The organism is Sphingomonas tagetis (genome assembly GCF_024211275.1).
GTDB lineage: Bacteria > Pseudomonadota > Alphaproteobacteria > Sphingomonadales > Sphingomonadaceae > Sphingomonas > Sphingomonas tagetis.
The window spans coordinates 49,172-61,400 of sequence record NZ_JAMLDX010000017.1; the positions used below are offsets into that span (position 1 = coordinate 49,172).

Annotated in this window: 13 protein-coding genes and 1 riboswitch; of the genes, 8 read left to right on the top strand and 5 right to left on the bottom strand. The window is 67.4% G+C overall.

Annotated features, from left to right (window positions below; genetic code table 11):
- The first annotated feature begins 10 nt into the window (after window positions 1-10).
- From rplT to M9978_RS18145, 5 genes are all read left to right on the top strand, one after another.
- Complete coding sequence (gene rplT / locus M9978_RS18125) at window positions 11-376, top strand: 50S ribosomal protein L20 (protein ID WP_254295697.1); 366 nt, start codon at window positions 11-13, stop codon at window positions 374-376.
- Between the two features lie 80 nt (window positions 377-456).
- On the top strand, window positions 457-1,080 hold the full coding sequence (locus M9978_RS18130) for a LysE family translocator (RefSeq protein WP_254295700.1): 624 nt from the start codon (window positions 457-459) through the stop codon (window positions 1,078-1,080).
- A gap of 58 nt (window positions 1,081-1,138) precedes the next feature.
- On the top strand, window positions 1,139-2,227 hold the full coding sequence (pheS, locus tag M9978_RS18135; RefSeq protein WP_254295703.1) for a phenylalanine--tRNA ligase subunit alpha: 1,089 nt from the start codon (window positions 1,139-1,141) through the stop codon (window positions 2,225-2,227).
- Window positions 2,224-4,740, top strand: coding sequence for a phenylalanine--tRNA ligase subunit beta (pheT, locus tag M9978_RS18140; RefSeq protein ID WP_254295704.1), 2,517 nt, complete (start codon window positions 2,224-2,226; stop codon window positions 4,738-4,740). Before pheS ends, pheT begins: the two co-directional genes overlap by 4 nt.
- 132 nt (window positions 4,741-4,872) lie before the next feature.
- Window positions 4,873-5,619, top strand: a complete 747-nt coding sequence (locus tag M9978_RS18145) for an SDR family NAD(P)-dependent oxidoreductase (RefSeq protein ID WP_254295706.1) — start codon at window positions 4,873-4,875, stop codon at window positions 5,617-5,619.
- Here M9978_RS18145 and M9978_RS18150 read toward each other — a convergent pair.
- The 5 genes from M9978_RS18150 to M9978_RS18170 all read right to left on the bottom strand — a co-directional run bounded on the left by M9978_RS18150 (window position 5,616) and on the right by M9978_RS18170 (window position 10,272).
- Window positions 5,616-6,563 carry a phytoene/squalene synthase family protein gene (locus M9978_RS18150; protein WP_254295707.1) on the bottom strand — a complete coding sequence of 316 codons (948 nt, stop codon included), beginning with the start codon at window positions 6,561-6,563 and terminating at the stop codon, window positions 5,616-5,618. The genes M9978_RS18145 and M9978_RS18150 overlap by 4 nt on opposite strands.
- Window positions 6,560-7,141, bottom strand: a complete 582-nt coding sequence (locus M9978_RS18155; RefSeq protein WP_254295709.1) for an LOG family protein — start codon at window positions 7,139-7,141, stop codon at window positions 6,560-6,562. The genes M9978_RS18150 and M9978_RS18155 overlap by 4 nt, the downstream gene beginning before the upstream one ends.
- Complete coding sequence (locus tag M9978_RS18160; RefSeq protein WP_254295710.1) at window positions 7,138-8,616, bottom strand: phytoene desaturase; 1,479 nt, start codon at window positions 8,614-8,616, stop codon at window positions 7,138-7,140. The genes M9978_RS18155 and M9978_RS18160 overlap by 4 nt, the downstream gene beginning before the upstream one ends.
- Window positions 8,613-9,773 (bottom strand): lycopene beta-cyclase CrtY, encoded by a 1,161-nt coding sequence (gene crtY, locus M9978_RS18165; protein WP_254295712.1) that lies wholly within the window; start codon window positions 9,771-9,773, stop codon window positions 8,613-8,615. Before crtY ends, M9978_RS18160 begins: the two co-directional genes overlap by 4 nt.
- Window positions 9,774-9,855: 82 nt before the next feature.
- Window positions 9,856-10,272, bottom strand: a complete 417-nt coding sequence (locus M9978_RS18170) for a hypothetical protein (protein WP_254295713.1) — start codon at window positions 10,270-10,272, stop codon at window positions 9,856-9,858.
- A 92-nt stretch (window positions 10,273-10,364) separates the two neighbouring features.
- Between M9978_RS18170 and M9978_RS18175 the strand changes: the two genes are divergently transcribed.
- The 3 genes from M9978_RS18175 to M9978_RS18185 are packed head-to-tail and all read left to right on the top strand — an operon-like array spanning window position 10,365 to window position 12,082.
- Entirely contained in the window at window positions 10,365-10,943 is a 579-nt protein-coding gene (locus M9978_RS18175; RefSeq protein ID WP_302054090.1) for a DUF2585 domain-containing protein, read from the top strand.
- A gap of 10 nt (window positions 10,944-10,953) precedes the next feature.
- Window positions 10,954-11,730 (top strand): sterol desaturase family protein, encoded by a 777-nt coding sequence (locus tag M9978_RS18180; RefSeq protein ID WP_254295714.1) that lies wholly within the window; start codon window positions 10,954-10,956, stop codon window positions 11,728-11,730.
- Window positions 11,675-12,082, top strand: a complete 408-nt coding sequence (locus M9978_RS18185; RefSeq protein ID WP_254295715.1) for a DUF2141 domain-containing protein — start codon at window positions 11,675-11,677, stop codon at window positions 12,080-12,082. The genes M9978_RS18180 and M9978_RS18185 overlap by 56 nt, the downstream gene beginning before the upstream one ends.
- Window positions 12,083-12,116: 34 nt before the next feature.
- Window positions 12,117-12,225: riboswitch (TPP riboswitch) on the top strand.
- The last annotated feature ends 4 nt before the right edge of the window (window positions 12,226-12,229 follow it).

The following is a 12,229-nucleotide window of genomic DNA, read 5'->3' on the forward strand; positions in this document are numbered from 1 at the left end:
GGAATAGACCATGGCACGAGTCAAACGGGGTGTAACCACCCGCGCCAAGCACAAGAATATTCTTGAGCAGGCCAAGGGCTATCGCGGTCGTCGCAAGAACACGATCCGCGTCGCGCGTCAGGCGGTCGAAAAGGCCGGCCAGTACGCCTATCGCGACCGCAAGGTAAAGAAGCGCAGCTTCCGCGCGCTCTGGATCCAGCGCATCAACGCCGGCGTCCGCGCCGAGGGCCTGAGCTACTCGCAGTTCATGCACGGCCTCAAGTTGGCGGGCATCGAGCTGGACCGGAAGGTCCTGGCCGATATTGCGATGCACGAGGGCGAAGCGTTTACCGCCATCATCGCACAGGCGAAGGCGGCGCTGCCCCAGGCCGCCTGAAGCGACCTGTAGCGACCGAAATATGGGGCGCCGGTGGCAACACCGGCGCCCTTTTTCTTGGACCCGGGAAGGACGACCCGATGACGCTCCAGACCTGGTGGCTCTACGTCACCGCCGTGTTCCTGATCTCCGCGACGCCGGGACCGAACATGCTCCACGTCATGGTGCAGAGCATCCATCACGGCGCACGCCGTTCGACCGCGTCGATGGCCGGGCTGATGACCGCAAACCTCGTCTGCCTGATCGCATCGGCCGCAGGCCTCGGCGCGCTGCTCAAGGCGTCGCCGCTGCTGTTCGACGTGCTGCGCTATGCCGGCGTCGGCTATCTCGTCTGGCTCGGCGTCAAGGCGTGGCGCGCGCCGGTGGGCGGCGGCGAGGACGCCGGCAGACCCCCGCACACGCCATCGCTTCCCGCGATGTTCGCCGCCGCGCTCGGCACCGGTTTCGCCAACCCCAAGCTGATCGTCTTCGCTGCCGCGCTGTTCCCGCAGTTCATCGACACCAGCGCGCCCTTCGCGCCGCAGCTCGCGGTCCTGATCGTCAGCTTCACCGCGATCGAGACCTTCTGGTTCATGGCCTATGCGCTCGGCGGCCGCTCGCTCGCCGCCTGGCTCGCCCCGGCCAACCGCCAGCGCATCTTCAACCGCGTGACCGGCGCGATGTTCGTCGGCTTCGGCGCGGCGTTGCTGGGGAGCCGCGTCTAAGCCTTGACCTTCGCCCCGGACTGCGGTTCGGGCCATTGCGACAACGAACGGAACGCAAATGACCGATCTCGACCAACTCAAGGCCGACCTGCTCGCCGCGATCGATGCCTCGTCCGGCCTCGACGCGCTCGACGCGGTGCGCGTGCAGGCGCTCGGCAAGCAGGGCGCGGTCACCGGGCTGCTCAAGACGCTCGGGCAGATGAGCCCCGAGGCGCGTCAGGAAACCGGTCCGCGCATCCACGGCCTGCGCGAAGCCGTCACCGACGCCATCGCCGCGCGTAAGGCAAGCCTCGAAGGGTCGGCGCTCGAGGCGAAGCTCGCCAGCGAGACGATCGACCTCACATTGCCCGCCGATGCCGTTCCCGCGGGCAGCGTCCACCCGATCAGTCAGGTGATGGACGAGCTCGCAGAAATCTTCGCCGACTTAGGCTTCGCGGTCGCCACCGGGCCGGAGATCGAGGACGACTGGCATAATTTCACCGCGCTCAACATTCCGGAGACGCATCCGGCGCGCGCGATGCACGACACCTTCTACCTCGCCGGCGAGCACGAACAGCCGATGGTGCTGCGCACGCACACCTCGCCCGTGCAGATCCGCACCATGACCTCGACGCCCCCGCCGATCCGCATCATCGCGCCCGGCCGCGTCTATCGCAGCGACAGCGACGCCACGCACACCCCGATGTTCCACCAGATCGAGGGGCTGGTGATCGACAAGGGGCTGACGCTCGGCCACCTCAAATGGACGCTGGAGACCTTCCTCAAGGCCTATTTCGAGCGCGACGACATCGTCCTGCGCCTGCGCCCGAGCTATTTCCCGTTCACCGAACCCTCGGTCGAGGTCGATGTCGGCTACACGCTCATCAAGGGCAAGCGCGTCATCGGCGGCGGCGGCGACACCGCGACAGGCGGCTGGATGGAGGTGCTCGGCTCCGGCATGGTCCACCGCAAGGTGATCGAGGCGTGCGGACTCGATCCCAATGAATGGCAGGGCTTCGCCTTCGGCACCGGCGTCGATCGCCTCGCCATGCTCAAATACGGAATGGACGATCTGCGCGCCTTTTTCGACGGCGACCTGCGCTGGCTCAAACATTACGGCTTCTCGGCGCTCGATGTGCCCACGCTGAGCGGAGGAGTCGGCGCATGAAGTTCACCCTCTCCTGGCTCAAGGACCATCTCGACACCGACGCCTCGGTCGAGACGATCGCCGCCACGCTCAACCGCATCGGCATCGAGGTCGAGGGCGTGACCGACGCCGGCGCCGCGCTCGCCCCATTCCGCATCGCGCGTGTGGTCAGCGCCGAGCGCCACCCGCAGGCCGATAAGCTGCAAGTGCTGATGGTCGATGCCGGCCCCGACTATAATGGCGGCCAGCCGGTGCAGGTCGTGTGCGGCGCGCCGAACGCAGAAGCGTATATGTACGGCGTGTTCGCGCCGCCGGGCACCTATGTCCCAGGCAGCGGCATCACGATCAGGGAATCGGCGATTCGCGGCGTCGAGAGCTTCGGCATGATGTGCTCGACGCGCGAGCTGGGGCTGGGCGACGAGCATGACGGCATCATCTCGCTGCCCGATCACAGCCCGCTGCCGGTGCAGGGCACACCCTATGCCGACTATGCCGGGCTCAACGATCCGGTGTTCGACGTCTCGATCACGCCCAACCGCCCGGATTGCATGGGCGTGCGTGGCATTGCGCGCGATCTGGCGGCCGCCGGGCTGGGCACGCTGGTCGAATACACGATCAGCTTCCATCCGGACGCGTACTGGCCGTGGTACAATGTGCGCGAAAAGGCGGGCGATCCGATCCCGCACATCAAGCTCGATGCCGCGCCGCCCAAGGTGCGGATCGAGGATGCCGAAGGCTGCCCACGCTTCTACGCCCAGCGCCTGACCGGCTGCACTAATCGCGAGTCACCCGAATGGCTTCAGCGCCGGCTGCGTGCGATCGGTCAGAAGCCGATCTCGGCGCTCGTCGATGTCACCAACTATTTCACCGTCGATGTCGGGCGCCCGCTGCACGTCTATGACGAAGCCAAGCTCAGCGGCTCGCTGGTGGCGCGCAAGGCGAAGCCGGGCGAGAACGTGCTGGCACTCAACGGCAAGACTTACACGCTCGACGAGACGATGACCGTGATCGCCGACGACGTCGCGGTCCACGATATCGGCGGCATCATGGGCGGCGAGCATTCTGGCGTTTCGGAGACGACCACGGACGTGGTGATCGAATGCGCCTATTTCGCGCCGGACACGATCGCGCGCACCGGCCAGAAACTCAACCTCACCAGCGACGCGCGCCAGCGCTTCGAGCGCGGCGTCGATCCGTGCATCATGTATGATGGCCTCTACATGGCGACGCGGCTGATGCACGACATCTGCGGCGGCACCGCCAGCGGCATCATCGAGGCCGAGGCCCGCGACATCGCGCTGCCGCAGCCGGTCGCCTATGATCCGTCGCTGGCGGAAACGCTCGGCGGCCTCGCGCTGCCCGACAAGCAACAGCACGAGATTCTCGACTCGCTCGGTTTCTGGCTGATCGACGACGCCGGCGAGCAGTTCTGGCTGCATGACGGCACGCCGGACGCGCCCTGGATTGTCGGCGTGCCCAGCTGGCGGCCCGACATCGACGGCCCCGCCGATATCGTCGAGGAAGTGATCCGCATCGCCGGCATCGACAACGTCCCCTCGACCCCGCTGCCGCGCGCGCCCGGCGTCGCCAAACCCACTGCCACGCCCGAGCAGAAGCTCGAACGCCGCCTGCGCCGCACCGCCGCCGCGCGCGGCCTCAACGAAGCGGTGACGTGGAGCTTCATCGCCGAGCAGGAAGCGGCAGCGGTCGGCGGCGGCGCGTGGAGCCTCGCCAATCCGATCAGCGAGGACCTCAAGGTCATGCGCCCCTCGCTGCTCCCCGGCCTGCTGATGGCCGCCGGACGCAACTTGAAGCGCGGCGCCACCAGCGTCCGCCTGTTCGAACTCGGCCGCCGCTACCTCGCCGATGGCGAGCGCCTGACGCTCACCGCCCTGCTCACCGGCGACAGGACGCCGCGCGGCTGGGCGAGCGGCAAGGCGCAACCCTTCACCGCCTATGACGCCAAGGCCGAAGCGCTCGCGTTGCTCGAAGCCGCCGGCGCCCCGGCCGGCAATCTGCAGGTCATGGGCGAAGCCGGCGATGCCTGGCACCCCGGCCAGTCCGCCACGCTGCGCCTCGGCCCCAAGACCGTGCTGGCGAGCTTCGGCATGCTCCACCCGGCTTTGCTCAAGGCGTTCGACCTCGACGGTCCCGCCGCCGCGGTCGAGATCTTCCTCGACGCGATCCCCGCCAAGCGCGGCGGCGCCAATGAAAGAGGGGGGGGCTTCATGCGCCCCGCCTACACGCCCCCGGCATTGCAGGCCGTCACCCGCGACTTCGCCTTCCTCGTCCCCGACGCGCTCGCCGCGGGCGACCTCGTCCGCGCAATCAGGGGCGCGGACAAGGCGGCGATCACCGATGCCCGCCTGTTCGACCTGTTCACCGGCGCTGGCGTCGAGGAAGGACACAAGAGCCTCGCCATCGAAGTCACGCTGCAACCCGGCGACAAGAGCTTCACCGACGCAGAGCTGAAAGCGATCGCCGACAAGATCGTGGCGGCGGCAAGCAAGCTCGGCGCGACCTTGAGGGGCTAACCCCCAAACCCGTCACCCCGGCCTTGTGCCGGGGTCCGCCGGGCGGCAAGCAATGCCCGCAAGGTTCAATCCCCGCCCTCGCGGCACCGCGGACCCCGGCACAAGGCCGGGGTGACGAAGGAGTGAGTAAGAATGCGCACCGCCCTCATCACCGGCGCGACCTCGGGCTTCGGCGAGGCCGCGTCGCGCCTGTTCACCGCCGCCGGCTGGCGCGTCATCGGCACCGGCCGCCGCGCCGACCGGCTCGAAGCGCTGGCCAAGGAGCTCGGCGACGACAAATTCCACCCGGCGGTCTTCGACATCCGCGACGAAGCCGCGCGCGACGCCGCGCTCGACAATCTGCCCGAGGCGTTTCGCGGCATCGACCTGCTCGTCAACAATGCCGGCCTCGCGCTCGGCACGCACACCGCCCAGACCGCCGATCTCGGCAACTGGAAGGTGATGATCGACACCAATGTCACCGCGCTCGTCTCGATCACGCACAAGCTCTTGCCGCTGCTGATCGAGCGCAAGGGCGCGGTCATCAACCTCTCGTCGGTCGCCGCGACCTACCCCTATCTCGGCGGCAATGTGTATGGCGGCACCAAGGCGTTCGTGCATCAGTTCAGCCTGTCGCTGCGCTCAGACCTCGCCGGCACCGGCGTGCGCGTGACCTCGATCGAGCCGGGCATGGCCGAGACCGAATTCACCCTCGTCCGCACCGGCAGCCAGGACGCGTCGGACAAGCTCTATGGCGGCGCCGATCCGATGACCGCCGAGGACATCGCCGGCATGATCCTGTGGGTCGCGTCGCTCCCGCCGCACCTCAACATCAACACGATGGAGATGATGCCGGTCAACCAGAGCTTCGCCGGCTTCGCGGTCCACCGCGCGGGCTAGTCCCGCGGCCGCGTCCACAGCCCCTCGGGCCGCGGTTTGGGCGGATACAGTGCGCGCCGCAGCGCCGCCTGTCCCGCCGCCGCGGCGATCCACCCCGCCTTCTGCCACCCGCTCGTCCTCGCGCGATGGTCCCAGGCATGCGCGCCGCGCGTCACCACTTCGCGCGCGATATCGCCATAGATGCCCGCCGCCGCCAGCACCGCCCAGGCCGAGCGAAAGCCCAGCGCCGGCGTGCCCCGCCGCGCGCTCGCGCCATAATCCTCGGCCATCTCGCCCAGCCATCTGGCGATCACCACCAGCCGCGGGCGGAAGGGCGGCTTCATGTGCTGGCCGGGCGGAATGTCCATCTCGACCAGCCATTCGACCGGCAGGTAACAGCGCCCGATCCGGTCATCAGCCTCGATATCGCGCGCGATGTTCGCCAGCTGGAACGCCAGCCCCAGATCGCACGCCCGATCCAGCGTCGCCTCGTCATCGGGCGACACCCCCATCACCACCGCCATCATGCACCCGACCGCACCCGCGACATGGTAGCAATAGCGCAACAGATCGGCCTCCGACCGCGGCATCCAGCCCTTCGCGTCGAGCGCGAACCCCTCGACCAGATCGTGCGCGAAGCGATGCGGCATGCGCGTCTCCTTCGCCACGATCCTGAGCGCATCGAACGCCGGATCGCCGGTCCATTCGCCCGCCAGCGCCTGCCCGGTCAGCGCCCTGATCCGCGCCAGCCGCGCCGCCGGATCGGCCACCGGCGCAGCGTCATGCCCCAGCACCTGCCCGTCGGCGAGATCGTCGCACTCGCGGCACCAGGCATAGAGCAGCCACGCCCGCTCGCGCGTCGCCGCGTCGAACAGCTGGCTCGCCGCCGCGAAGCTCTTCGATCCGCGCGCGATGCTCTCCCGCGCCGCCGCCACCACCGACGCGCGGGTCGGCCCCGAACTCACAAGTCCTTGCTGCCGATCTGCCCAATCGTCGTCGCGGGCACATGGCTACCCATCCGCCGCAGCAGTCCCTCGAGCGAATGATCGACGATCAGCAGCGACTGGTGCTGCGGCCGCAAAAAGCCGACCTCGCCCATCTTGCGCACGAACTCGATCAGCCCGTCATAATAGCCCGCGACGTTGAGCAGCCCGACCGGCTTGGCATGATAGCCGATCTGCGCCCAGCTCATCGCCTCCCACAGCTCGTCCATCGTCCCGGTCCCGCCGGGCAAGGTGATGAAGCCGTCGCTCAGGTCGGTGAACGCCTGCTTGCGCTCGTGCATGGTCCGCACGACATGCAGCTCGGTGCAGCCGCGATGTGCCACTTCGGCATCGACCAGCGCCTGCGGGATCACCCCGATCACCTCGCCACCCGTCGCCAGCGCCGCATCCGCGACCGCGCCCATCAGCCCCAGCCGCCCGCCGCCATAGACCACCCCGATCCCGCGCTCGGCCAGGCTGCGACCGACAAAGCGCGCATTCTCCATATAGACCGGATCGCCCGGCGTCGCCGAACCGCAATAGATCGCAAGCCGTTTCACGCTTCCTGCTCCAGCATCAGCGCGGCGGTCGCCTTTGCGCTTCCCACCACGCCGGGGATGCCCGCGCCGGGATGCGTCCCCGCGCCGACGAAATACATGTTCTCGATCGAATCGTCGCGATTGTGCGCCCGAAAATACGCGCTCTGCGTCAGGATCGGCTCCAGACTGAACGCGCTCCCCAGATGCGCGCCGAGATCGTCGCGGAAATCGCTCGGGGCATAGCTGAACTTGGTCACGATCCGCTCGTGAATGTCGGGGATCAGCCGCCGCCCGACCTCGTCGAGAATGCGCTTCTCCAGCACCGGCGCGATCTGGTCCCAGTCGCCCGGAAACTTGCCGAGATGCGGCACCGGCGCCAGCGCATAGAAGGTCGAATGTCCCTCCGGCGCCATCGACGGATCGGTCACCGTCGGGTGGTGCAGATACAGCGAGAAGTCCTGCGAAATCACCCCGGTATCATAGATGTCGGCCAGCAATTCCTTATAGCGCGGCCCGAACAGGATCATGTGGTGCGGAATCCCCGGCCAGGTCCCCTTCACCCCGAAATGCACCACGAACAGCGACGGCGAGAAACGCTTCTTCTCAAGCCTGGCCGCGGTCCGCTGCGCGCTGCGCGAACCCCTGAGCAGGTCGCGATAACTGTGCATCAGGTCGGCGTTGCTCGCCACCATGTCCGCCTCGAAGCGCGCACCGCTCTTGGTCACCACCGCGGTCGCGCGCTCGCCCAGCGTCTCGATCTGCGCCACCCCGTCGCCGAGCTTCACCACCCCGCCGAGCCGCTCGAACTGCCGCACCATTCCCGCCACCAGCCGGTTGGTCCCGCCCATCGCGAACCACACGCCGCCGTCACGCTCGAGCTTGTGGATCAGCGCATAGATCGCGCTCGTCGTCATCGGATTGCCGCCGACCAGCAGCGTGTGGAACGACAGCGCCTCGCGCAATTTCTCGTTCTTCACGAACGACGAAACCATCGAATAGACGCTGCGCCACGCCTGATATTTCATCAGCGCCGGCGCCGCCTTGACCATCGACGTGAAGTCGAGAAACGCGACTGTGCCGAGCTTCTCATAGCCCTCGCGATACACCCCGGCCGAATAGGTCAGAAAGCGCCGATAACCCTCGATGTCCGCCGGATCGAGCTTGGCGATCTCGCCCATCAGCACGGCGTCGTCATTGGTGTAATCGAAATTGGTGCCGTCGGGCCAGTTGAGCCGGTAAAAGGGCAAAACCGGGCTTAGCGTCACATCGTCGGCCATGCGGTGGCCCGACAGCGCCCACAATTCCTCCAGCGCCTCGGGCGCGGTGATCACCGTCGGCCCGGCGTCGAAGGTAAAGCCGTCCTTCTCCCAATAATAAGCCCGCCCGCCGGGCTTGTCGCGCGCCTCGACGATGACGGTATCGACGCCCGCCGATTGCAGGCGGATGCCCAGCGCCAGTCCGCCGAACCCTGCACCGATGACGACCGCTTTCCTCAATTCATGCCCCTGATGACTTCGATCGCGCGTTTGACCGGCACCGGCGGCCTGCCGGCCAGCACGCGCGCACGGTCCAATAACCCCGATTGCCCGGCATAGAAGCGTGCGATCAGCCCCGCGTCCAGCCGATAGAAGCGTTCGAGAATGCGGTAACGTTCCGCCGGCTCGGCGGCGCGAAACAGCATCGCCGACAGCATCCGGTAAAAACCGCGCTTCTTCCATTGCTTGGCGGCATAGCCATGCGTCAGCTCGTGCAACGCCGCGCCGCTGAGGTCGCTGGCCGACCCGATCAGCGCCGCCAGCCGCACCGCATCGGGCAGCGAATAGCCGGTGACCGGATGGAACAGCCCGGCGCGCATCCCGGCCTTGGCGACGCGGTTGCCGCCCGACGCCCAATAGCCCTCGAAATCGCCGCCCATCGCCACCGGCAGCGCGCCCGTCTCTTCGCGCGTCACCGCCTCGACCTGAATGCCATGCGCCTTCGTCCACGCATCGATACGCTTGCCCAGCGCGGCGCGCTCGATCCGCGGCGAATCGCTGTAATAAGTGTCCTCGACGAACAGCCGCGTCGCCGCGAAGGGCAGCGCATAGACGAAGCGATAGCCGTCGACCTGCGGCACCGTGGCGTCCATGATCACTGGCCGCTTGAGGTCATGCGGCTCGGCCAGCGCCAGCTCGCGGCCCAAAAATTTCTGCCAGCCAAGGTCGAGCTTGCCGAGATCGCCCGCCCCGCGGCAATCGATCACGCCCCCGGCCTCGATCCGGCCCCCGTCCGCCAGCATCACCGTGCGCGCGCTCGTCCCCAGCACCTTGCGCCGCGTCAGCACGCGCCCCTTCGGCATCGCGCCGCGCACCACCCGGTCGAACCGCTCGGACTCGATCGAATAATAGCTCGCCTTCAGCGTTCGCGCATGCCCCGGAAAGGCGACGTCATAGCTCGTCCAGCCATAGGAGATCAGCGGCGCGACCAGCCAGCGGTCCCGGGCCGCGACATCGCTGGCGAAGAACGACCACAGATGATTGCCGCCTAGCGTGGTCCCGCCCTCGACGATGCGCACGTCCAGCTCGGGCCGCAGCTTGCGCAGCGCCAGCGCGATCAGCCCGCCGGCCAGCCCCCCTCCCACGATGGCAACGTCGCATTTGATGTTGGCGGGCATCATCGCCGCCTAGCGGATCGGCACGCGGCGTCAAACCCCGGTCGCCGCACGCCATGAACCTTTCATCGGCGGGCGCCGAAGTTCAATCCCGCACCACGCGATACTCCGCTACCCGTCCATCCGACCCGATGCGAAGAACGAGCCATTCGGAATCCAGGCCGATCAGACCCCGCTCTGGCCCGAGCAGATACACGAGGTCCCAATCACGAAAATATGGACCGCCGTCTGGCCTTCCGAGCAACTTCACCACTTGCGCGCGGGTCAATCCGTCAAGCCGCCCACTCCTAACGAGCCATTCGACCATTCTTAGACGAACCTGATTATCTGTTGTTCGCGCTTGTCGCCAAAGTCCCGAGTCGAAGGGCCGGATCGGCAAATAGCCAGTCACGAAGCCATATCCGATCACCAACGCAACAACGATGCTGAGCAGGCCTATCCAGCAACCCCAAGGCTGGTTGGAGCGCCACCCGAGTCCTGAATTGGCGTCTGTATCGATCATCTTTCCAGCGTAACGCGCTGTGTGCTGTCTGCAACGGGATCGCAAACCTGCCGCGCTTCAACGCGCCTCACTGCCGTGTAATAACCACCGCAATGCCAACCCTCCTCCCCACCCGCCGCACGCTCTTCGCCGCGCTCGCCCTCGCCACCTCCTGCGCGCTCATCCTCTTCACCATGAACCGCCCGCCGATCTGCCCGTGCGGCACGGTCGAGCTGTGGCACGGCACCGTCCAGTCTAGCGGCAACAGCCAGCACATCGCCGACTGGTACACGTTCAGCCACATCATCCACGGCTTCCTCTTCTACGGCGCGGCGCACCTCGTCCTGCGCGGGGACGCCCGCCGCTGGGCGCTGCCGCTCGCCGTGACGATCGAGGGCGCGTGGGAGCTGCTCGAAAACTCGCCGATCATCATCGACCGCTATCGCGAGGCGACGATCGCGTTCGGCTATTCGGGCGATTCGATACTCAACTCGCTCGCCGATATCGGCTGGATGGCCACCGGCTTCTGGCTCGCCGCGCGCCTGCCGGTCGCCGCCACCGTGGCGCTCGCGATCCTGTTCGAGCTGGCGACGCTCATCCTGATCCGCGACAACCTCACGCTCAACATACTGATGCTGGTGTGGCCGGTGGAAGCGATCAAGACGTGGCAGGCCGCGGGCGGATTGCTGTAAGGCGGACGCCATGTGGCTCGCCATCCCCCTTTCCGCGCTCGCCATGACGCTGATCGTCGGGGTGCGCTATCTGATCGTCTCGGGCGCCTTCGCCTGGGCGACGCGCGCGCGGCATCCCGGCCTCTACACCGGGCTCGACGCACAGATGCGCCGCGAGATCGCGTGGAGCCTCGCCAGCGCCGCGATCTATGGCATCCCGGCGGGGATCGTCGCCTGGGGCTGGCAGAATCACGGCTGGACGCGAATTTACACCGACGCGAGCGGCTACCCGCTCTGGTATCTCCCGCTCTCGGTCCTGCTCTACCTGTTCGCGCACGACACATGGTTCTACTGGACGCACCGCTGGATGCACCGCCCCGGCCCGTTCCGGCTCGCCCATGCCGTCCATCACGCCAGCCGGCCGCCCACCGCCTGGGCGGCGATGAGCTTCCACCCGATCGAAGCGCTGACCGGCGCCGTCGTCATTCCGGCGCTGGCCTTCGTCATTCCCATTCACGTCGCCGCATTGGGCGTTGTGCTGGCGATCATGACGGTTATGGGGGTGACCAATCACATGGGGTGGGAGGTGTTTCCACGGGCGATGTGGCGCGGTCCACTCGGCGCGTGGCTGATCACCGCGAGCCATCACCAGAAGCACCACGATCAGTACGGGTGCAATTATGGCCTTTATTTCCGCTTCTGGGATCGAGTGTGCGGCACCGACGAGGGCCTCGGCGATTTCACGCGCAGCCATGCTGCTGCCGCTCGGCGCGCTGCTGCTGGGCGCGTCGCCGATCGCGTCGCTTGAGCTCGACATCCAGAAGCTGCGCTCGGCCAAGGGCCAGCTTCGCATCTGCCTGACCGCCCGCGCCGAGAGCTTCCCCGACTGCAAGGACGCGCGCGGCATGAGCCGCTCCGTGCCCGCGACCCAAACCCGCATCCAGTTCGACGGTCTGCCACCGGGCGATTACGCCGCGGCGATCATCCATGACGAGAATGGCAACCACAAGCTCGACAAGCTGATGGGCATCCCGCGCGAGGGCTTCGGCTTCAGCCGCAATCCCGTGATCCGCTTCGGCCCGCCCAGCTTCGCCGCCGCCCGCTTCACGCTCGACGGCACGACCAAGCCGCAGCAGGTGCGGATGCAATATCTGCTCTGACCGTCTGGCGCTCACCGTCCGACCCCGCTACAAGACGCCATCCCCGGGGGAGCGCTGACGGCGCTTGAGAGGGTGGCACGAGCCACCGACCCGCTGAACCTGATCCGGTTGACACCGGCGTAGGGAGTGGGCGGCTTCTCACCCAAG

Excerpts from the sequence above, each read along its gene's own strand:
- rplT (WP_254295697.1), top strand. The coding sequence starts at position 11 with ATGGCACGAGTCAAACGGGGTGTAACCACCCGCGCCAAGCACAAGAAT.
- M9978_RS18130 (WP_254295700.1), top strand. The coding sequence starts at position 457 with ATGACGCTCCAGACCTGGTGGCTCTACGTCACCGCCGTGTTCCTGATC.
- pheS (WP_254295703.1), top strand. The coding sequence starts at position 1,139 with ATGACCGATCTCGACCAACTCAAGGCCGACCTGCTCGCCGCGATCGAT.
- pheT (WP_254295704.1), top strand. The coding sequence starts at position 2,224 with ATGAAGTTCACCCTCTCCTGGCTCAAGGACCATCTCGACACCGACGCC.
- M9978_RS18145 (WP_254295706.1), top strand. The coding sequence starts at position 4,873 with ATGCGCACCGCCCTCATCACCGGCGCGACCTCGGGCTTCGGCGAGGCC.
- crtY (WP_254295712.1), bottom strand. The coding sequence starts at position 9,773 with ATGCCCGCCAACATCAAATGCGACGTTGCCATCGTGGGAGGGGGGCTG.
- M9978_RS18170 (WP_254295713.1), bottom strand. The coding sequence starts at position 10,272 with ATGATCGATACAGACGCCAATTCAGGACTCGGGTGGCGCTCCAACCAG.
- M9978_RS18175 (WP_302054090.1), top strand. The coding sequence starts at position 10,365 with ATGCCAACCCTCCTCCCCACCCGCCGCACGCTCTTCGCCGCGCTCGCC.
- M9978_RS18180 (WP_254295714.1), top strand. The coding sequence starts at position 10,954 with ATGTGGCTCGCCATCCCCCTTTCCGCGCTCGCCATGACGCTGATCGTC.
- M9978_RS18185 (WP_254295715.1), top strand. The coding sequence starts at position 11,675 with ATGCTGCTGCCGCTCGGCGCGCTGCTGCTGGGCGCGTCGCCGATCGCG.